The organism is Klebsiella sp. TF21-TM (genome assembly GCF_019753495.1).
Taxonomy (GTDB): Bacteria; Pseudomonadota; Gammaproteobacteria; order Enterobacterales; family Enterobacteriaceae; genus Klebsiella; species Klebsiella quasipneumoniae.
The window spans coordinates 13722-34517 of sequence record NZ_JAIJYL010000005.1 but is presented as its reverse complement, the minus strand read 5'-3'; the positions used below and the strand labels follow the sequence as shown (position 1 = coordinate 34517).

Annotated in this window: 15 protein-coding genes and 1 pseudogene; 11 read left to right on the top strand and 5 right to left on the bottom strand. The window is 60.0% G+C overall.

Going from position 1 to position 20796, the window contains the following annotated elements; genetic code table 11:
• Positions 1 to 47: 47 nt before the first annotated feature.
• The 3 genes from cadA (at position 48) to lysS (ending at position 5591) form a co-directional block, all read left to right on the top strand.
• The gene (cadA, locus tag K5R89_RS06360) at positions 48 to 2195 is read left to right on the top strand and encodes a lysine decarboxylase CadA (RefSeq protein WP_032454321.1); all 2148 of its coding nucleotides are present in this window, start codon (positions 48 to 50) and stop codon (positions 2193 to 2195) included.
• A gap of 59 nt (positions 2196 to 2254) precedes the next feature.
• Positions 2255 to 3730 carry a dipeptide permease DtpD gene (gene dtpD / locus K5R89_RS06355; protein WP_044521382.1) on the top strand — a complete coding sequence of 492 codons (1476 nt, stop codon included), beginning with the start codon at positions 2255 to 2257 and terminating at the stop codon, positions 3728 to 3730.
• A 343-nt stretch (positions 3731 to 4073) separates the two neighbouring features.
• On the top strand, positions 4074 to 5591 hold the full coding sequence (lysS, locus tag K5R89_RS06350; protein ID WP_004202393.1) for a lysine--tRNA ligase: 1518 nt from the start codon (positions 4074 to 4076) through the stop codon (positions 5589 to 5591).
• Between the two features lie 107 nt (positions 5592 to 5698).
• Here lysS and K5R89_RS06345 read toward each other — a convergent pair whose 3' ends face one another.
• Positions 5699 to 6124, bottom strand: a complete 426-nt coding sequence (locus K5R89_RS06345; RefSeq protein ID WP_217259244.1) for a hypothetical protein — start codon at positions 6122 to 6124, stop codon at positions 5699 to 5701.
• Between the two features lie 573 nt (positions 6125 to 6697).
• Between K5R89_RS06345 and iolE the strand changes: the two genes are divergently transcribed.
• Genes iolE through K5R89_RS06330 form a run of 3 tightly spaced genes read left to right on the top strand, consistent with a single transcriptional unit; the run spans position 6698 to position 9828 of the window.
• The gene (gene iolE / locus K5R89_RS06340; RefSeq protein ID WP_048334264.1) at positions 6698 to 7618 is read left to right on the top strand and encodes a myo-inosose-2 dehydratase; all 921 of its coding nucleotides are present in this window, start codon (positions 6698 to 6700) and stop codon (positions 7616 to 7618) included.
• On the top strand, positions 7615 to 8787 hold the full coding sequence (locus tag K5R89_RS06335) for a Gfo/Idh/MocA family protein (protein WP_048334266.1): 1173 nt from the start codon (positions 7615 to 7617) through the stop codon (positions 8785 to 8787). The genes iolE and K5R89_RS06335 overlap by 4 nt, the downstream gene beginning before the upstream one ends.
• Positions 8788 to 8796: 9 nt before the next feature.
• Complete coding sequence (locus K5R89_RS06330; protein ID WP_032454325.1) at positions 8797 to 9828, top strand: Gfo/Idh/MocA family protein; 1032 nt, start codon at positions 8797 to 8799, stop codon at positions 9826 to 9828.
• Positions 9829 to 10063: 235 nt separating this feature from the next.
• Here K5R89_RS06330 and K5R89_RS06325 read toward each other — a convergent pair whose 3' ends face one another.
• A complete protein-coding gene (locus K5R89_RS06325) occupies positions 10064 to 11071 on the bottom strand; it encodes a Gfo/Idh/MocA family oxidoreductase (RefSeq protein WP_048334269.1) in 1008 nt (335 codons plus the stop codon).
• 102 nt (positions 11072 to 11173) lie between these two features.
• Here K5R89_RS06325 and K5R89_RS06320 point away from each other — a divergent pair, with 102 nt between their 5' ends.
• The 5 genes and pseudogenes from K5R89_RS06320 to K5R89_RS06300 all read left to right on the top strand — a co-directional run bounded on the left by K5R89_RS06320 (position 11174) and on the right by K5R89_RS06300 (position 16900).
• Complete coding sequence (locus K5R89_RS06320; protein WP_023288687.1) at positions 11174 to 12193, top strand: LacI family DNA-binding transcriptional regulator; 1020 nt, start codon at positions 11174 to 11176, stop codon at positions 12191 to 12193.
• Between the two features lie 429 nt (positions 12194 to 12622).
• Positions 12623 to 13546 carry a sugar ABC transporter substrate-binding protein gene (locus tag K5R89_RS06315; RefSeq protein ID WP_002892597.1) on the top strand — a complete coding sequence of 308 codons (924 nt, stop codon included), beginning with the start codon at positions 12623 to 12625 and terminating at the stop codon, positions 13544 to 13546.
• Positions 13547 to 13578: 32 nt separating this feature from the next.
• Positions 13579 to 15063, top strand: coding sequence for a sugar ABC transporter ATP-binding protein (locus K5R89_RS06310; protein ID WP_004202401.1), 1485 nt, complete (start codon positions 13579 to 13581; stop codon positions 15061 to 15063).
• A gap of 19 nt (positions 15064 to 15082) precedes the next feature.
• Positions 15083 to 16105: an ABC transporter permease gene (locus K5R89_RS06305; protein ID WP_004152946.1), complete on the top strand. Its 1023-nt coding sequence runs from the start codon at positions 15083 to 15085 to the stop codon at positions 16103 to 16105.
• 185 nt (positions 16106 to 16290) lie between these two features.
• A pseudogene (locus tag K5R89_RS06300) lies at positions 16291 to 16900 on the top strand (hypothetical protein).
• A gap of 47 nt (positions 16901 to 16947) precedes the next feature.
• Here K5R89_RS06300 and K5R89_RS06295 read toward each other — a convergent pair.
• Genes K5R89_RS06295 through K5R89_RS06285 form a run of 3 tightly spaced genes read right to left on the bottom strand, consistent with a single transcriptional unit; the run spans position 16948 to position 20752 of the window.
• Complete coding sequence (locus K5R89_RS06295; RefSeq protein ID WP_017898803.1) at positions 16948 to 17958, bottom strand: LacI family DNA-binding transcriptional regulator; 1011 nt, start codon at positions 17956 to 17958, stop codon at positions 16948 to 16950.
• A 23-nt stretch (positions 17959 to 17981) separates the two neighbouring features.
• On the bottom strand, positions 17982 to 19382 hold the full coding sequence (locus tag K5R89_RS06290; RefSeq protein WP_217259242.1) for a sucrose-6-phosphate hydrolase: 1401 nt from the start codon (positions 19380 to 19382) through the stop codon (positions 17982 to 17984).
• On the bottom strand, positions 19382 to 20752 hold the full coding sequence (locus K5R89_RS06285; protein WP_023288691.1) for a sucrose-specific PTS transporter subunit IIBC: 1371 nt from the start codon (positions 20750 to 20752) through the stop codon (positions 19382 to 19384). The genes K5R89_RS06290 and K5R89_RS06285 overlap by 1 nt, the downstream gene beginning before the upstream one ends.
• Between the last annotated feature and the right edge of the window lie 44 nt (positions 20753 to 20796).

Below are 20796 nucleotides of genomic sequence, written 5' to 3'. Positions count from 1 at the left end.
CTGTCATAGCGCGACGGGAGGGGCTTTCTACATCTGGAGATTTGACTATGAACGTTATTGCAATCATGAATCACATGGGGGTTTACTTCAAAGAAGAACCCATCCGTGAACTGCATCGTGCTCTCGAACGCCTGGACTTCCGCATTGTCTACCCGAACGACCGTGACGACTTATTAAAACTGATCGAAAACAACTCTCGTCTGTGCGGCGTGATCTTCGACTGGGATAAATACAATCTCGAGCTGTGCGAAGAAATCAGCAAAATGAACGAGTACATGCCGCTGTATGCGTTTGCTAACACCTACTCCACGCTGGACGTTAGCCTGAACGATCTGCGCATGCAGGTTCGCTTCTTCGAATATGCGCTGGGCGCTGCGGAAGATATCGCGAACAAAATCAAACAGAACACTGACGAATACATCGACACCATTCTGCCGCCGCTGACCAAAGCGCTGTTCAAATATGTGCGTGAAGGCAAATACACCTTCTGTACCCCGGGCCACATGGGCGGTACCGCCTTCCAGAAAAGCCCGGTAGGCAGCATCTTCTACGATTTCTTTGGCTCCAACACCATGAAATCCGATATCTCGATTTCAGTTTCTGAACTCGGTTCCCTGCTGGACCACAGCGGCCCGCACAAAGAAGCGGAAGAGTATATCGCTCGCGTATTTAACGCCGAACGCAGCTACATGGTGACCAACGGCACCTCGACCGCCAACAAAATCGTCGGTATGTACTCCGCGCCGGCCGGCAGCACCGTGCTGATTGACCGTAACTGCCACAAATCGCTGACCCATCTGATGATGATGAGCGACATTACGCCGATCTACTTCCGTCCGACCCGTAACGCCTACGGCATCCTCGGCGGTATCCCGCAGAGCGAATTCCAGCACGCGACTATCGCCAAGCGTGTGAAAGAGACGCCGAACGCGACCTGGCCGGTACACGCCGTTATCACCAACTCGACTTACGATGGTCTGCTGTACAACACTGACTTCATCAAGAAAACCCTGGATGTGAAATCCATCCACTTTGACTCCGCATGGGTGCCTTACACCAACTTCTCGCCGATCTATGAAGGCAAATGCGGGATGAGCGGCGGCCGCGTCGAAGGGAAAGTGATTTACGAAACCCAGTCCACGCACAAACTGCTGGCGGCGTTCTCCCAGGCATCGATGATTCACGTGAAAGGCGATGTTAACGAAGAGACCTTTAACGAAGCCTACATGATGCACACCACCACCTCCCCGCACTACGGGATCGTGGCGTCCACCGAAACCGCGGCGGCGATGATGAAAGGCAACGCCGGTAAGCGCCTGATCGACGGCTCTATCGAACGTTCCATCAAGTTCCGTAAAGAGATCAAACGTCTGAAAGGCGAGTCTGAAGGCTGGTTCTTCGACGTATGGCAGCCGGAACATATCGACGGTCCTGAATGCTGGCCGCTGCGCTCCGACAGCGCATGGCACGGTTTCAAAAACATCGACAACGAGCACATGTATCTCGACCCGATCAAAGTCACTCTGCTGACCCCGGGGATGAAGAAAGACGGCACCATGGATGAGTTCGGTATTCCGGCCAGCATCGTGGCGAAGTATCTCGACGAACACGGCATCGTGGTGGAGAAAACCGGTCCGTACAACCTGCTGTTCCTGTTCAGCATCGGTATCGACAAAACCAAAGCGCTGAGCCTGCTGCGTGCGCTGACCGACTTCAAACGCGCGTTCGACCTGAACCTGCGGGTGAAAAACATGCTGCCGTCGCTGTACCGTGAAGATCCTGAATTCTATGAAAACATGCGTATTCAGGACCTGGCGCAGAACATTCACAAACTGGTTGAGCATCACAACCTGCCGGACCTGATGTTCCGCGCGTTTGAAGTGCTGCCATCCATGGTGATGACCCCGTATGCCGCGTTCCAGAAAGAGCTGCACGGTCAGACGGAAGAAGTGTACCTCGAAGAGATGGTCGGCCGCGTCAATGCCAACATGATCCTGCCGTATCCTCCGGGAGTGCCGCTGGTGATGCCGGGTGAAATGATCACCGAAGAGAGCCGTCCGGTGCTGGAGTTCCTGCAGATGCTGTGCGAAATCGGCGCCCACTATCCGGGCTTCGAAACCGATATCCACGGCGCCTATCGTCAGGCGGATGGTCGTTACACCGTTAAAGTGCTGAAAGAAGAGAATAACAAGTAATAGACGCACATCAGGGAAGTGGCTTGCCACTTCCCTTTTTCACGCTGCAAGGAGAACACATGAAAACACCCTCACAGCCGCGCGCGATTTACTACATCGTTGCGATCCAGATCTGGGAGTACTTCAGCTTTTACGGCATGCGCGCCTTACTCATCCTCTACCTCACCCACCAGCTTGGCTTCGACGACAGCCACGCCATCAGCCTGTTCAGCGCTTACGCCTCTCTGGTTTACGTTACCCCTATTCTTGGCGGCTGGCTTGCCGACCGCCTGCTCGGCAACCGCACGGCGGTGATTGCCGGGGCGCTGTTGATGACCCTCGGCCACGTGGTGCTGGGCGTTGAGTCGACCTCCGCATGGAGCCTGTACGTCGCGCTGGCGATCATTATCTGCGGCTACGGCCTGTTCAAATCCAATATCAGCTGCCTGCTTGGCGAACTTTACGCCCACGACGATCCGCGTCGCGACGGCGGCTTCTCGCTGCTGTACGCCGCCGGCAACGTCGGCTCCATCGCCGCGCCCATCGCCTGCGGGCTGGCGGCCCAGTGGTACGGCTGGCATATCGGCTTCGCCCTGGCGGGGATCGGGATGTTCATCGGCCTGATGATTTTCTTAAGCGGCAGCCGCCACTTCCGGCATACCCGCGGCGTAGATAAACCGGCGCTGCGGGCGGTGAAATTCGTGCTGCCGACCTGGGGCTGGCTGCTGGTGATGCTCTGCCTGGCGCCGGTGTTCTTCACGCTGCTGCTGCAAAACAACTGGTCCGGCTATCTGCTGGCGGTCGTCTGCCTGTTCGCCGCCCAGATGGTGGCGCGGATCATGATCAAAGCCCCGGAGCATCGTCGCGCGCTGTGGCAGATCGTCCTGCTGATGCTTGCCGGGACGCTGTTCTGGGTGCTGGCGCAGCAGGGCGGAAGCTCGATTAGCCTGTTTATCGATCACTTTGTTAACCGCCGCCTGCTGAACTGGGACGTGCCGACGGCGCTGTTCCAGTCGGTTAACGCGGTGGCTGTGATGGCGGCCGGCGTGGCGCTGGCGTGGCTGATGCGCCCGGAAGGCAGCGCGCGTTCGGTGCTGCGCGTCTGGTTGAAATTCGCTTTTGGCCTGCTGCTGATGGGCGGCGGCTTTATGCTGCTGGCGCTCAACGCCCGCCACGGCGCCGCTGAGGGTCAAGCCTCGATGGGCATGATGGTCGCTGGACTGGCGATGATGGGCTTTGCCGAACTGTTTATCGACCCGGTCGCGATGGCGCAAATCACCCGCTTGAACATGCCCGGCGTCACCGGGGTATTGACCGGTATTTATATGCTGGCCACCGGCGCGGTGGCCAACTGGCTGGCCGGCGTGGTCGCCCAGCAGACCACCGAATCGCAAATCAGCGATACGGCGATTGCCGCCTATCAGCATTTCTTCTCGCAGATGGGGGAATGGACCCTCGGCTGCGTGGCGGTGATGGTGGTTATCGCCTTTGCCGCAGCCTGTAGCGTCGGCAAACGCCGCGCGGCGGCTGGCGAGCTTCCCGGCGGCGGCGCATAGCCCCGCCTGGCGACAGGTCCGGCTTACCGGGCTACAAAATCGTGCTGCCTGGTAGCCCGGCTAAGGCGTTTACGCCGCGAGCCGGGGATCGGTAACCCCAACAGTGGAGCGCAAAGCCGCTCCTTGCACCGTTTACTGAACAGGAGGAGGATATTCTGGCAGGCGCGGAAGCCAACGATAAAAAATACCGTTAGTGAAGGCATAGCTGAGTGAGATCAGCTTGAAGAGAAGCCAGATTCGTTACTCTTGTTCTTCGGTGTAAAGCCGGAGACAGGCCGCGCGGAAGGGTGACCTGGTTCAATTTATCGAAGCTAGTTTGAAAGCAAGGTTATGAGGAACCCATATGTCTGAACAACAAGCACAAGGTGCCGATGAGGCCATTGACCTTAATAATGAACTGAAAACTCGTCGCGAAAAACTGGCTGCGCTGCGTGAGCAGGGCGTAGCTTTCCCCAACGATTTCCGTCGCGATCATACCTCTGACCAATTGCACGCTGAATTCGATGCGAAGGATAACGATGAACTCGCTTCCCTGAACGTTGAAGTTGCGGTGGCCGGCCGGATGATGACTCGCCGCGTGATGGGTAAAGCCTCCTTCGTCACCCTGCAGGACGTCGGCGGCCGTATCCAGTTGTACGTGGCCCGCGATGACCTGCCGGAAGGCGTCTACAACGAACAGTTTAAGAAATGGGACCTTGGCGACATCATCGCCGCCCGCGGCAAGCTGTTCAAAACGCAAACCGGCGAACTCTCCATCCACTGCACCGAGCTGCGCCTGCTGACCAAAGCTCTGCGCCCGCTGCCGGATAAATTCCACGGCCTGCAGGATCAGGAAGTCCGCTATCGCCAGCGCTATCTGGATCTGATCGCGAACGAAGAGTCGCGCCATACGTTCCGCATCCGCTCGCAGATCCTCGCGACCATGCGTCAGTTCATGGTAGCCCGCGGCTTTATGGAAGTGGAAACCCCGATGATGCAGGTGATCCCCGGCGGCGCTTCCGCCCGTCCGTTTATCACCCATCACAACGCGCTGGATCTCGATATGTACCTGCGCATCGCGCCGGAACTGTATCTGAAACGTCTGGTGGTCGGCGGCTTCGAACGCGTGTTTGAAATCAACCGTAACTTCCGCAACGAAGGGATCTCGGTACGCCATAACCCAGAGTTCACCATGATGGAACTGTACATGGCGTACGCGGACTACAAAGACCTGATCGAGCTGACCGAGTCACTGTTCCGCACCCTGGCGCAGACGGTGCTGGGCAAAACCGAGGTGCCGTATGGCGACCAGGTGTTTGACTTCGGCAAGCCGTTTGAAAAACTGACCATGCGCGAGGCGATCAAAAAACATCGTCCGGAAACCAACATGGCGGATCTGGATAACTTCGACGCGGCGAAAGCGCTGGCGGAATCTCTCGGTATTCAGGTAGAGAAAAGCTGGGGTCTGGGGCGCATCGTCACCGAAATCTTCGACGAAGTGGCGGAAGCGCACCTCATCCAGCCGACCTTCATCACCGAATACCCGGCGGAAGTCTCCCCGCTGGCGCGCCGTAACGACGTCAACCCGGAAATCACCGACCGCTTCGAGTTCTTCATCGGCGGCCGCGAAATCGGTAACGGTTTCAGCGAGCTGAACGACGCCGAAGACCAGGCGCAGCGTTTCCAGGATCAGGTTAACGCCAAAGCGGCGGGCGATGACGAAGCGATGTTCTATGACGAAGACTACGTCACCGCACTGGAGTACGGTCTGCCGCCGACCGCCGGTCTGGGCATCGGTATCGACCGGATGGTGATGCTGTTTACCAACAGCCACACCATTCGCGACGTGATCCTCTTCCCGGCGATGCGTCCGCAGAAGTAAACTGTTGCACTCCCTCCCGGCCTGCGCCGGGAGGGCTCCCCGCATGAGTCATTCCCGGCCGGATAAACCGGTTACCGCTCTCTATCGAAATGGTGGGGGCAGGGAGTTTACTCTATTTTTTGCAACGTGCCGCGCTGGCTGCCGTTTGCCCATACGCCGTTAAAGGCGTCGTTCAGCGTAAAGGCTGAGCTTTTCACCCGGAACGTCAATTTACCCTGGCTGGCTTTCGCCTCCTCGACCAGATGACCATGGGTTTTCACCGTTTTAGCGGTGACGGTAATCTCATCAATTTTATTGCCATAGTCAGTATAAACATACCAGGTGCCCACCCAGGGGCCGAAGCCGCTGCTGGCCTGCTGCGCGGCGGCGGCATTCTCGGCTTTGGTTTTATGAATATCGCAAGTGGTCCCGTCGGTCATCTGCGTGCAACCGGAGCGTTCAAGCTGTTCCCGGTATTTCGCGCTAATGGCGTGGGCCGGCGCGGTGGCGACCAGCGCCAGGGTGAGGGTGGTGAAAAGCCAGGTCTTATTCATCTTGTTGTTTCTCATCGCGATAGCGGCGCGCATTGTCATAAAGGTTGATACACATTGGTGCATTCTCCGGGGGCGTCAGAATAAATATAACCGCAGCCATTCCTGATAAATAACGAGCAGAAAGGAGAAGGGTTATTTATTTGTAAAAACATCATTACCCTGGGCTTATTTATCACCGTATCTTCCCGCTGCATGTCATATTATTGCAGAGAGAATGTTAAGTAATTGATGTTTTAAAAGGGACGATTTGTCACTTACGCAAATAACAGCAGGCCAGGCCTGGGCGCAGGGCTAAAACCCGCGCCGCTGCGGTGTTGAGATTTTTTCATATTGCTATCATCATATTTCGAATGAAAGGGATAACCTCTGAAGCGGGTTATTAAGCCAGTAATTTTTATCTGCAAAATAAGCCTGCGGCAAGCATTATTTCCATTTATTTTTCAGGGCTACTCGCGCCAGCGGATATTTCGCCCGCGGCAATGATGGATTTCCATCATTTCTCCGTTTTCATCGCTGGTCGTCGCCTGCTTATAGTGACGGCACACCAGACGACTGGCTGAAAAGGAGATAAACATGGCGACAGAGCACCTGCAGTGGGGCATTAGCCCCCTGTGCTGGACCAACGATGTGCTGGAGGATTTAGGCGGCGATATCCCTCTCGACACGTGTCTGCGCGAGGCACGGGAGGCGGGGTTTCAGGGAATTGAGTTAGGGCGGAAGTTTCCCCGCCAGGCGGAGACATTGGGGCCTCTGCTGGCGGCGGCTGACCTGCGCCTGGCGTCCGGCTGGTACAGCGGCTTGCTGGCCGACCGCAGCGTGGAAGCGGAGCTGGAGGCGGTGCGGGGCCACGCGCAGCTCCTGCAGCAGCTCGGCGCCAGGGTAATGGTCTATGGCGAGTGCGGGCAACTGCCCGGTGAAACGCCGCTTGATGAGCCGATCTCGCTCTCGCCGCCGTTAAGCCGCGTCAGCCTGACGGCATATTGCCATAAGCTAAATACCTTTGCCGACCTGCTGCTGCGGGACTACGGCCTCCGGCTGGCCTATCACCATCATCTGATGATGCTGGTGGAGCACGACGACGAGCTGGAGCGGTTTTTGTCCCAGACCCATGACAACGTCGGGCTGGCGTTTGATTCCGGACACGCCTTCGTCGCCGGGGTCGATATCCCGCGCGTGCTGGAGAAATATGGCCACCGTATCCGCCATCTGCATCTGAAAGACGTCCGTCCGCAGGTGCTGGGGCGCTTGTATCGCGAAAACCTGAGCTTTAACGAGGCGGTGCGCGCCGGGCTGTTTACCATCCCTGGCGACGGCTGCATCGACTATGCGCCGATCCTCGACTTTGCCCGGGACAGCGACTACCGCGGTTGGCTGATTATCGAAGCCGAGCAGGACCCGGCGATGGCGCCGCCGTTTGCCACCGCCCGCCGCGCCTTCGCCTGGCTGGCGCACCACTTTTCGTCCCCGTCATCATCAGAGGAGCACGCATCATGAGCGCGCGGTTAAATATTGGTCTTATCGGCTCCGGTTTTATGGGCCAGGCGCACGCCGACGCTTACCGTCGCGCGGCCATGTTCTATCCCGATCTGCCGAAGCGCCCCTATCTTTACGCGCTGGCGGATCAGGATCAGACGCTGGCTGAACGTCATGCGGTGAAGCTGGGGGCGGAGAAAGCTTACGGTGACTGGCGCGAACTGGTGAACGATCCGCTGGTGGACGTGGTGGATATTACCTCGCCGAACCATCTGCACTACACGATGGCGATGGCGGCGATCGCGGCGGGTAAACATGTCTATTGCGAGAAACCGCTGGCGGTTAACGAGCAGCAGGCGCAGGAGATGGCGCAGGCGGCCCGGCGCGCGGGGGTGAAGACCATGGTGGCCTTTAACAACATTAAAACCCCGGCGGCGCTGCTGGCAAAGCAGCTTATCGCCCGGGGCGATATTGGCGAACCGGTGCGCTTTCGCGGCACCTTTGATCAGGGGTTTTATAACGACCCGAACCTGCCCTGGTCCTGGCGCTGCTCGAAAACCCTCGGCGGCAGCGGGGCGCTTGGCGACCTCGGCGCCCATACCCTGTCCGTCGCCCAGTTTTTGATGGGCGGGATCCGTGAAGTGACCGCCAGCGCGCAAACCTGCCTGCGCCAGCGTCCGGTGCCACAGACCGATGCCGGGTATGCCAGCCGGGTCGCGGCCGATGCCGAGTGGCGGGAAGTGGAAAATGACGATCAGGTTCAGTGCCTGGTCAATTTCGACAGCGGCGCCGCGGGGGTGATTGAGGCCTCGCGCATCGCCGCCGGGCGCATCTTCGGCGTGTTCTGGGAGGTCTCCGGCACCGAAGGCACGCTGTATATGGACGGGGAGCGCTTTAACGAACTGCAGGTGTATCGCTTCCGCGATGACAAACACGACCGCGGCTTTAAAACGCTGTATGCCGGGAGCCAGATCCCGGCCTATGCCGGCTTCTTCGGCTTCGATTTTGGCGGCGGCGGGCTGGGCTATTTTGACGTCAAGGTGATGGAAGTGCATGACCTGGTGCAGGGGATTTGTGGGGACGACGACTGCTATCCCAGCTTTGAGTTTGGTTTACAGAATCAGCGCGTGCTGTCGGCGATTGAAGCCTCGATGGTCAGCCGTCGCTGGGTTAACGTGGTTAAGGATTAAGGAGCCGCTATGTTTCCCTCACAATTACCGACCCCGCGCCGCCCGGCGGCGCAGAGCATTCCCTCCCTGCGCTGGGGCATCATCGGTCCGGGCTGGATCGCCGAGCGCTTTGTGCACGCATTGAAAACCCAGAGCCGGCAGCAGGTGGTGGCCGTTGCCTCCCGCAGCCAGGCGAAGGCCGACCGGGTAGCCGCGGAATGGGGGATCCCCCAGGCTTACGGCCGGGTGGAGGAGATGCTGGCGCGTCCGGATATTGATGCGGTCTATATTGCGACGCCGCACAACCATCACTTTCCCGACGGCATGCAGGCGCTGAAGGCGGGCAAACACGTGCTGATAGAGAAGCCCTTCGCGCTCAACCTCGGCGAAGGAGGTGAACTGCAGGCCGAAGCCGCCCGCCAGGGGAAGCTGGCGCTGGAGGCGATGTGGTGCGATTACGCGCCGAAGTATGATGTGATCCGCCAGCTGCTGGAGGATGGGGTACTCGGCGACCTGCATACCCTGCTGGCCGATCACGGCGAGTATTTCACTACCGATCACCGCATCTTTAACGCCGACCTTGCCGGCGGGCCGATGATGGATCTCGGCAGCTATTTGACCTCGTTTGCGCTGATGGTGGGCGGCATGCCGCAGGAGATTGTCGCCCGCGGCCGCGCGACGGCGGAGGGGCTTAACGGCCAGACGTCAATGCTGTTCAGCTGGCGGAACGGGATGCAGGGGCTGTTAAACACGACGTTGTTCAGCAACACGCCGGGCGGGGCGGTGGTGGCCGGACGCCAGGCGACCCTGACCATCGACGGTCAGTTTTACGCCCCCGGCGGGTTCACGCTCGCCGCCAGCCAGGGCGGGCAGGCGCTGCGCTGGGAAGAGCCGCGCAATCGCTACGACCAGCTGTTCTGGCAGGCGGAGCATTTTGCCTGGTGCATCGGTCAGGGGCTGCGGGACTCGCCGCTGCGGCCGCTCAGTCAGGTGCTGCAGAATCTGCAGGTGATGGATGAGGTGCGGCGCCAGGTGGGCGCGGTGTTTAACGAAGAACGTTAAGGGGCCGGCCGGGCTTTGGTTTGCAGACAGCGCGCGCGTGCACGCCATTGCCCGGCACCGGGACGCGCACGGTGCCGGATATCTGCTGCCCGGCGGCGCTGTGCTTGCGCGGGCCTGGGATGTCACTGCAACTATTTGATATGGATGGTTATCATGCCCTTAGGCCGGGCAAGGCGTTGCCGCCGCCCGGCATAAAGGCAGGTTCAGAGCCTGATAGCGGTTGCCACGCAACCACTCACCGACAGTCGTCGACGGCGACAAACTGGCCGCGCTGCAGAGACTGAACCGCCGCTTCGGCAATGGCCTGCGCCTGCAGGCCGTCCATCAGGCCGGGCAGGTCGGCCACGGTTTCACCATTCAGAGAGCGGATAAAGGCGTCGAGATGCTGGTAATAAGATCCTTGCACCCGGCTGAACCAGTCCGGCCACAGGCCTGGCTCAATGCGCTGATTGCCGCGCCACAGGGTAGGGCCCGCCGGCGACTGGCTGCCGGACTCCAGCGCGCCCTCTGCCCCCAGCAGGGTGATCCGTTCATCATACCCGTGGCCGGTGCGGCGGGTGTTGTCCAGCTGCGCCAGCGCGCCGCCGCGCATCTGCATCATCAGGATGGAGGTGTCGACATCGCCAAATTCGGCGATTTCCGGCAGGGCCAGCGCCGCGCCCATCGCCGCTACGGTATGCACTTCATCGCCGGTGAGAAAGCGCAGAAGATCGAAGAAATGGATCGCCTGATCGCGCATCTGACCGCCGGAGCTGCGCAGATAGTCGAGCGGCGGCATGCTGGAGGCGCGACAGACCATCTGCACCAGCTCGACCCTGCCGATCGCTCCCTGCTCCAGCTGGCGGCGCAACTGCTGATGGCTGCTGTCAAAGCGCCGGTTAAAGCCGACGGTGACCGGCACCTTAAGGGGAAGCACCCGCTCCACCACCTCGCGGGCGCGCGCCAGGGAAAGGTCGATCGGTTTTTCGCAATAGACCGCCTTGCCCGCCCGGGCGGCGGCTTCCAGCAGTTCGGCATGCGACGGGGTCGAGCTGGCGATCAGCACAGCGTCGATGGCGTCGCTACGGAGAGCCTCGCTCACCGTCACCGCCCGGGCGCCATAGCGGGCGGCCAGCGCCTGGGCGCGCTCCGGCGCGGCATCGGCCACCATCGTCAACTCGCTCCCGTCGTGACGGGCGAGGCTGGCGGCATGAACCTGACCGATAAAACCACTGCCTACCAGGGCAAAACGTTTGCACTTCATTTTATTCTCCAGAATGGCGAGGGGACGCTGCCACCATAATCGGTTTGCTAAACTCACTGACACTGCCGTTTTGATGCATTTCCATCATTGAAGAGAGGGGCGATGAAAAACATGTCACTGGCGATGCTGGCCAGACAGATTGGCGTCGGCGTGGCCACTGTTGACCGGGTGCTGAACGAACGCGGCGGCGTATCGCCGCAGACCACGCGCAAAGTGCTGCAGGCGGCGCGGGAGGCGGGGCTGAAGCGGATCCTGCCGGAGGAGCACCGCTTTCCCTGGCAGATTGAGCTCTTTCTCAGCAGCAATGACTCTTTCTTTTTTCCGCAGCTGGCGCAGGATTTCGCCGCCGTCGCGGATAGCCTCGGCTATCGTCGTCTGACCCTGCACCGCACCTTTGTCCCGGAGTCGCAGCCGGCGACCCTGGCCCGGCGCATTATGCGCAGCGGCCAGCAGCGTCAGGGGATCATCGTTTTCGGCAATGACCATCCTGTGGTGCATGACGCGCTGCGACGCTGTCGGGAAGCGGGCGTCCCCGTCATTACCCTGGCGACAGATCTGCCCGGCGCCGACCGGCTCTGCCACGTCGGGATCAATCAGTTGCAGGCTGGCCGCACGGCGGGGTTAATGATGGGGAGAATGACGCCGCGGCCCGGGGAGGTGCTGATGGTGAGCGGCCGGGAGGATTACAGCGCGCATCGCCTGCGCATTCAGGGGTTCCGCGAGGTGCTGAGCCAGCGCTTTCCCCATCTGCAGCTCAACGAGGTGCTGGCGGGCGAAGAGCGGCGGGAGCAGATCACCCGCCTGCTGGAGCAGGCCCTGTGCCGCAGCCGGCATATTGTCGGGATCTATAACACCGGACTTGGCAATACTCAGATTGCCGAGGCGCTGGCTCGCCACCGCCGCGAAGGCGACGTCTGCTGGATCACCCATGAGCGCTACAATACCACCCGCCAGCAGCTGGCCAGGGGCAGCCTGGCGTTAACGCTCGATCAGAACACCCGCCAGCACGCCCAGCTGGCGATCGACCTGATGCTGCGCCATCTGGAGTCCGGCTATCAGCCGCAAACCTATGCCGACGGGAAAGTCGACTTTATCCTCTACAGCGCCGAGAACGTCGACTAAGGCGTGCGGCGCCTCCCTTCCTGACAACGCGGATCTCCCCGCCGGGTAAATGCCAACCCCGCCGGCGTCGATCGCTGTAAAGCGTTGTCTGCCTCTCATTTTTCGCTCATTTATGCAGCAATGTTAGATGTCTGTCAAAATTCTGTTACTGCATGGTTTTAAAATTTTCATTTCAGTTATTTACTTATAAAAATTTCAAATGTCTTGTTAATGAAATAAATGGTCTGTAATTCACGGTGTGGCATAAATGGACTGATGTTTCAAAAAAGTGATGATAATACAGCCATTATTTGTGATTCCGATCACGACGAAATGCGGAAAACCCCGTAGCGCCGTCGCCGTCACAACAGACATTTGTCGCAATCTGACTGAAATTAATTTTTCATTTTGTTTCATTCACCGGCGTACCTACAAAATCAAGGATCAACTATGAATATTAAGAAAACGATTGTTGCCTCTTTGTTAGCCTGCATGCTGCCTGCGGTGGTTATGGCAAAAGATGTCTCCATTGGCGTCTCGATGGCGCTGTTTGACGATAACTTCCTGACGATCCTGCGTACCTCGATGCAAAAAGAGATGAAAAAAGATGGGGTGAAATCGCAGATCGAGGACGCGAAAGGGGATGTCTCCCAGCAGCTGCAGCAGGTGCAGAACTTTATCGGCCAGGGCGTGGACGCCATTATCGTCAACCCGGTGGATACCAACGCGGTGAAACCGATCATGGATCAGGCCACCAAAGCCGGGATCCCGCTGGTGTTTGTAAACCGTCGCCCGCAGGCGGAGCTGACCGACAAGATGGCCTATGTGGGGTCGGACTCGATTCTCGCCGGCCGTCTGCAGATGGAAGCGCTGGCGAAAGCGATGAACGGCAAGGGTAATGTGGCGATCCTGCTCGGCGACCTGGCGAATGAATCCACTCGCGACCGCACCAAAGGGGTGGAAGAGGTCGTGGCGAAATACCCGAACATCAAAATCGTGCAGAAGCAGACCGCGAAATTTACCCGCAATGACGCCGTGGATGTGGTCAGCAACTGGATGACCAGCGGCGAAGATATCCAGGCCATCGCCTCCAACAACGATGAAATGGCGATCGGCGCCCTGCAGGCGCTGGGTAAAAACCCGAACCATATTCTCATCGCCGGCGTGGATGGCACCCCGGATGCGCTGCAGATGCTGAAGAGCGGCAAGATGATCGCCACCATCTTCCAGGATGCGAAAGGCCAGGGCGAGGGCGCCGTAGACGCGGCCATTAAGCTGGCGAACGGCGAGAAAGTGGAAAAGATCATCGACGTGCCGTATCAGCTGATCACCAAAGAGAACATGGCTGAATTTACCAATCGTAATCAGAAATAATCCTGGCCAACCTGTGGTACGGAGGTGGATGTATGAACGCTTTTGCCCTTGAAGCCGAAGGTATCAGTAAGTTCTTCCCCGGCGTGAAGGCGCTCGACAATGTCTCATTACGCGTGCGCCCGGGAACGGTGCACGCCCTGATGGGCGAGAACGGCGCCGGTAAATCCACGCTAATGAAGTGCCTGATCGGTATCTATCGCCCGGATAAAGGATCGATTCGCGTGAAAGGTGAACCGGTGGAGTTTACTGACACCATGGATGCGCTGCGCTCGGGGATCTCGATGATTCACCAGGAGCTGAATCTGGTGCCGCATATGACGGTGGCGGAGAATATCTGGCTGGGGCGCGAGCCGATGAAGTACGGCTTTGTCGACCACGGCCAGCTGACCCGCCAGACCCAGGCGCTGCTGGATAAGCTGAATATTCGCTTAACTGCCGACCGGCTGGTGGGCGACCTGAGCATCGCCGCCCAGCAGATGGTGGAGATTGCCAAAGCGGTCTCATGGAACGCGGATATTGTGATCATGGATGAGCCCACTTCGGCGCTGACCGAAGGCGAGGTGGCTCACCTGTTCACCATTATCCGCGACCTGCGGGCCCAGGGCAAAGCGATCATCTATATCAGCCATAAAATGGATGAGATCTTCGCGATCACCGATGAGATCAGCGTCTTTCGCGACGGCACCTGGGTGGGGAGCAAAAACACCACCGAATTTACCCGCCAGTCGCTGATCACCCAGATGGTGGGCCGCGAATTAACCCAGCTGTTCCCGAAATTTAATAACACCATCGGCGAAGAGGTGCTGACGGTGCGCAACCTGACGCGCCAGGGCGTGTTCCATGACGTCAGCTTTACCGTGCGTCGCGGCGAGATCCTCGGCGTGGCCGGGCTGGTGGGCGCCGGGCGCAGCGAGGTGATGGAAAGCCTGTTCGGTATGGAACGCTTCGACAGCGGCGAAGTGCTGATCGACGGGGCGCCGGTGACCATTGATTCTCCCTCCGTGGCGATTGAAAAGGGGATGGCGTTATTAACCGAAGACCGCAAAAAGTCGGGCCTGTTTCTGGTGCTGTCGGTGCTGGAAAATATGAGTATCGTCAAAATGCCGGAATATATCGGCAAGAGCGGTTTTGTCCAGCACGTGAAAATGGCCGAAGACTGCATGGAGCAAATCCGCCGGCTCAATATTAAAACGCCGACGATGGATCAAATTATTAATAACCTCAGCGGGGGGAATCAGCAAAAAGTCCTGATTGCGCGCTGGCTGTTAGCGCAACCGAAAATCTTAATTCTCGATGAGCCGACCCGCGGCATCGACGTCGGGGCGAAGGCGGAAATTTATCATCTTATCAGTGAACTGGCGAATCGGGGGGTGGCGGTCATTATGGTCTCCTCTGAGCTGCCGGAAATCCTTGGCATGAGTGACCGGGTCATGGTGATGCATGAAGGTCGTATCACCGGCATCCTGGAAAAAGACGAAGCCGACCAGGAAACCATTTTGTCGTTGGCATCCCATTGAGGCACAGAGAATGAGTAATATGAAATTAACGGCGGCTCCGGCCAGCGAGGGTTCCTCCTTCTTCGCTAATTTGCGGCATAAAATGCCGAAAGATACCGGCATCTTTGTGGTGATGCTGGTGATTGCCCTGACATTTGAAATCGCCGGCTGGTATGTTCGCGACCAGTCGTTCCTGCTCAATACCAACCGCCTGGTGCTGATTGTGCTGCAGGTGGCGATCATCGGCATCATCGCCGTCGGCGTCACCCAGGTGATCATCACCACCGGGATTGACCTCTCCTCCGGCTCGGTTATCGCCCTCGCGGCGGTGGTGGCGGCGAGCCTGGCGCAAACCTCTGACAGCCTGTCGCCGATGTTCCCGGCGCTGGTCAACCTGCCGGCGGTGATCCCGATTTGCGCGGGGATCGGCGTCGGCCTGCTGTGCGGGCTGACCAACGGTTTCCTGGTGACGCGAACCGGTATCCCGCCGTTTATCGCCACCCTCGGGATGATGGTCTCGGCGCGCGGTCTGGCGCAGTATTACACTCAGGGCAATCCGATAAGCTTCCTCTCCGACAGCTTTACGGCGATAGGCCAGGGGGCAATGCCGGTGATCATCTTCTTCGTGATCGCCGCGGTGTTTCACATTGCGCTGAAGCATACCCGGTATGGCAAATATGTGTATGCCATCGGCGGCAACATGACCTCGGCCAAAGTGTCCGGCATCAACGTGAATAAGTACCTGGTGATTGTCTACACCATCGCCGGGGCGCTCTCCGGGCTGGCGGGGGTGGTGCTGGCGGCGCGCGTCAGCAGCGGCCAGTCCAGCATGGGGATGTCCTACGAGCTGGACGCGATTGCCGCAGCGGTGATCGGCGGCAGCAGCTTAATGGGCGGGGTGGGGCGCATTACCGGCACCCTGATTGGCGCGATGATCCTTGGCCTGATCAAGAGCGGCTTTACCTTTGTCGGCGTCGATGCCTACGTGCAGGATATTATTAAAGGGATCATTATCGTCGCGGCGGTGACCATCGACATGCGCCGTAACCGGAAAAAACACTAATCTTATCAACTGGCGGCAACGGCGAAGCGCGTCGTTGCCGCCAGCCCTGTCCAGAAATAAACAAAATATTCCCCGCCTGGCGCCGGCTGTCTATTTTTCCCGCGCTGCGCATCCTGTACAGTTTCGCGACTTTTGTTGTCCATTCGCCAGGGGGCCACGCCTTGCCCCCTGGTTTCTGGAGTCGTATGAATACACCATCCATAGGCAAATCCTCGCCGGTCTGGCGACCGGGAAGAAGGGGCGTGATCGTCACGCTGCTCGTTGGCCTGGCGATCCTGATCATCGGCCGGGGCGGGCATTTTCTGGCCAGAGAGGTTTGCCGCGAAATGTATACCCGTCAGCTGGAGAAGGATGCGCAGTGGGTGGCGTCACGCCTCGAACGGCGGATGAACACGCCGGCGCGGCAGCGGGAAGCCACCTGGCCGCTGGCGGTGATGCGCGCGGATCTCTATGCCCTGGCCCGGCAGCGACATTATCAGCTGCTGCTGGTGAATAGCGACGGGCATCTGCTGGCGGCATCGCATGCGCTGCCGGCCAGCGTGCTGGCCCAGGTTCAGGCGCAATTTCCCAGGGAGATGCAGCCGCCGCTGTTCGGCAGCCATTACCAGACCATTCAGCCCTTCGCCCCGCATCAGCGGATGTTAAGCCGGGCGCTGAACGGCAATGCGGGCCTGGCGGGCTGGAATCTCGTGATGCTGGCGCCGGACGGCGGATTGCCCTCGCTGCTGATGGCTTACCGTTGGCCGGTCACGATGGGCCTCGGCGCGGTGCTCGCCGGCACGCTGCTGGCGGTGAGGCAGGCGGCGCGCGCCCGGCGAAAACGCTAATTGCCGACGGCGCCGTCAGGCATGGCGAAACTGCAGGGTGGCGGGCAGATAGCGCTGGAGCGGCTCCGGCGCCTGGCCGTCGATCAGCTGGCTGAGCAGATCGTAGCAGTGCCAGGCCAGCTGGCGATTATCCTGTTGCACGGTATCAATGCGCAGGGAAAGTGAATCGTACAGATAGTGATCGTCGAAGCTGGCGAGATGAATATTGGAGTCCAGCAGATGATGCTGGCTCATATAGCGCAGGACCCCTTCGAGCAGGCCGCAGGCCGCGGTGAACAGCGCCTTCGGCGGCCGGCCCAGCCGCGCGCAGAGCGCGGCGAACATCTCATAGCCGGAGCTGGGGTGATAGTTGCCGTTGATCACCCACTCGGGACGCAGCGTGACCCCCGCCTGAGCCAGGCCTTGGGTGAATCCCGCCAGCCGGTCGCGCGATGGCGATAGCCGCGGCTGGCCGCCGAGGAACCAGAACTCATCCGCATGCTGAGGGGCGATGCGGGAGATTAGCTCAGCCGTTGGGGTGACCGAGTCGGTCATCACCAGCGGCAGGGCGCTGTCGCTGGGGGAGCGGTCAAACAGCACCACCGGCAGCTGTTCGCTGAGCTTCAGGTAGTCGGCATCGCTGTGCATGCACGAGGCGACGATCAGGCCGTCGACCTGGCGAGCAATCATGTTATTGACCACCACGCTCTCCTGGCCGGGGTTTTCGTCGGTGCAGGAGATAAGCAGCTGCACGCCGGCTTCCCGGCAGAGCGTCTCAAGCTCATGGGAGAAAACGGCAAACCCGTAGTTGGTGATTTCCGGCACCACCAGGCCAATGGTATGGCTGCGGTTATCGCGCAGCGAGCGCGCGTGAATGCTGGGTTGATAGTGCTGCTCGCGGGCGATCGCCAGCACGCGCTCGCGCGTCTCCTGCGCCACGCGCAGCTCTTTGCCACGACCGTTAAGCACCAGACTGGCGGTCGCTTTGGAGACGCCCGCCAGTTCGGCGATATCTTTGATAGTTACGCGTTTGGTTTTCATCAGCACCCGGGAGCCTGAAAGCAAAACGGTTATTCTACCATGCATGGCCGCAGCAGCCAGCGGCAGAATTCCACCGGCGTCGCACCGCTGAAGATTAACTGCCCCGGATAGCCCGGGAAGAAGCGGCTGCTCATCACCCCTTCGCCATCGTTGATGAAAATCTCCACGCTGGAGCGGTCGATAAAGATCTGCAGGCGCCGCGCCTCGCCGCGCCAGTAGCGGTGATGCATCTCCGCCGTCTGCAGCCCGCGGCGCGACAGACGCAGGCCGTCGCGGTTGACGGTGAGCTGCAGGGCTCCAGCAAAATCCAGCCCCAGCGTGCTGTTGGGGGCGATGTCAAAGGCCAGCTCCATCGGGGCGAGGGGCAGGGTCTGTCCGCGCCAGCCCTCGGCTTCGCCGCGCAGGGCGGCCAGCTCGCGCAGCGGGTGCTGATACAGGGTGCCCGCCTGCCACTCCAGCTCGCGCACACAGGTCATCTGGTGGATCCACCCCTGCGCGCGGGTGGGTTGATGCATCTCTTCCCCGTCCGGGACGCCCATCCAGCCGACCAGCAGGCGGCGGCCATCCTCGGCCAGCATGGTCTGCGGCGCGTAGAACTCAAATCCGCTGTCCAGCTCGTGCAGCGGACCATGGTCGAAGGCGCCGCGTTCGGCGTCGAAACGGCCTGCCATCCACACCGCCGGATAGGTATTGAGAAAGCGCTGCGCTTCGCGGGCCAGCCCCTGCGGGCAGCAGATCAGCAGGTGGGTGTCCGCCAGCGGAAACAGGTCCGGGCACTCCCACATGTAGCCGCCGTTGGCCAGGCCGTTAACGTCATGCCCGGCTATCTCGCCCACCAGGCGCCAATCCCGCAGGTCGCTGGCGGTAAACAGCAGCACTTTGCCGCGCTGTTGCACATCCTGCGCCCCGAGGACCATGTACCAGCGCCCGTCCTGTCGCCACACTTTAGGGTCGCGCACATGGCCGGTATAGCCTTCCGGCAGCGGCAGCACCGGCCCCAGCTTGCGGAAGGTGCCATCGGCATTTTCCGTCGCCAGACATTGCCAGGCGGTGCGCCCGCCGTCGGGGAATTTCACGTTGCCGGTATAGCACAGGGTCAGGGCGCCCTCGAACTCGACCGCGCTGCCGGAGTAGCAGCCGTTGCGGTCATACTCTTCATCCGGCATCAGGGCGATAGGTTCATGCCGCCAGTGCAGCAGATCGGCTGAGCTCCAGTGTCCCCAGCACTTGTAGGTGTGGTCGCAGGCGAGCGGGTTCCACTGATAAAACAGGTGGTAACGCCCGGCGACCTGGCAAAAGCCGTTGGGATCGTTCAGCAGTCCGCTGACCGGCGCCAGATGCCATTGCGGGTAATGGCTGTCGGCCAGCGCCTGCGGCTGGCCCTGCATAACGGCCTGCAGGATCGCAGGCAGGCGTGACGGTAATGACATTATTCAGCGTCCGTTTTGTATTTCAGCGTCAGAGAGAGCGTGAAGGCCACGGCGAAGGCGATCGCCATCCCGATAATGTAGTTCAGCAGCGAGCTGGCCTGCACGATGGCCATTCCCGGGATCGCCGTCAGGCCCACCGCGGTCATGTAGACGTGCATCGACACCACCCAGGCGCCGCCGGCGGCACCGCCCACCAGCGCGGCGATGAACGGTTTCACAAAGCGCAGGTTAATCCCGAAGATTGCCGCCTCGGTGATCCCCAGCATCGCCGAAAACGCCGACGGCAGGGTGATAGCTTTGATTTTGGCATCTTTGGTTTTAAACCACACCGCAAAGCAGGCGCCGCCCTGGGCGACGTTGGCCATGGCCCAGATCGGCAGCAGGAAGTTGACGCCGATCGACGGATTGCCGAGCAGACCCGCCTCGATGGCATGGAAGCTGTGATGAATACCGGTAATGACGATCACCGAATAGAGGCCGCCAAACAGCAGGCCCGCCAGCCAGCCGGCGTGGCTGATAAGCGTGCTGAGGATAAACGAAATGCCGTCGCCGAGCGCGCGGCCGGCCGGGCCGATCAGCAGCAGGGCGATAAAGCCGGAGATAATTACCGTCAGGAACGGCGTGAGGATCAGATCCAGCGCGTCAGGGATAATGCGGCGCAGCCGTTTCTCGACAAGGCTCATAAACCACACCGCCAGCAGCACCGGGAAGACCGTGCCCTGATAGCCGATCATCGCCACTTCGATGCCGAAGAAATTCATGGTGTGGAAGCCGGCGGCGACGCCCCAGGCGTTGGTCAACGCCGGGTGGGTGAGGATCCCGCCGAGGGTCGCGCCCAGATAAGGGTTACCGCCAAATTCGCGGGCGGCGGTAAAGCCGATCAGGATCGGCAGAATGATAAACGCCGCCGAGCTGCACATATCCAGCATGATATAGATAGCGTTGCCCGGGTCGACCCAGCCGTAGGTTTTCACCATCCCCAGCAGGCCCATCAGCAGGCCGGAGGCGACGATGGCCGGAATAATCGGCACGAAGATGTTGGACAGCAGGCGGGCGATGCGCTGGAACGGGTTCAGCTTTTTCGCCGCCAGGTCGGCGGCTTCGGATTTGCTCGATTCGCTGATGCCCGCCGCCTGGATAAAGGCGGCATAGACTTTATTGACCACCCCGGTGCCGAAGATGATCTGCATCTGGCCGGCATTGCGAAAGCAGCCTTTCACGCCGTCGATTTTGCCAATCGCCTGCTGGTCGGCGAGCGCGTCGTCGACCAGCACCAGCCGCAGGCGGGTGGCGCAGTGCGCGGCGCTGGCGATATTTTCCTTGCCGCCCAGCAGGGGAAGCAGTGACCGGGAAATCTGTTCAAAATCCATAGTACCCTCTGAATGCATGATGATATGGCGTGGGCGGCGCCAGC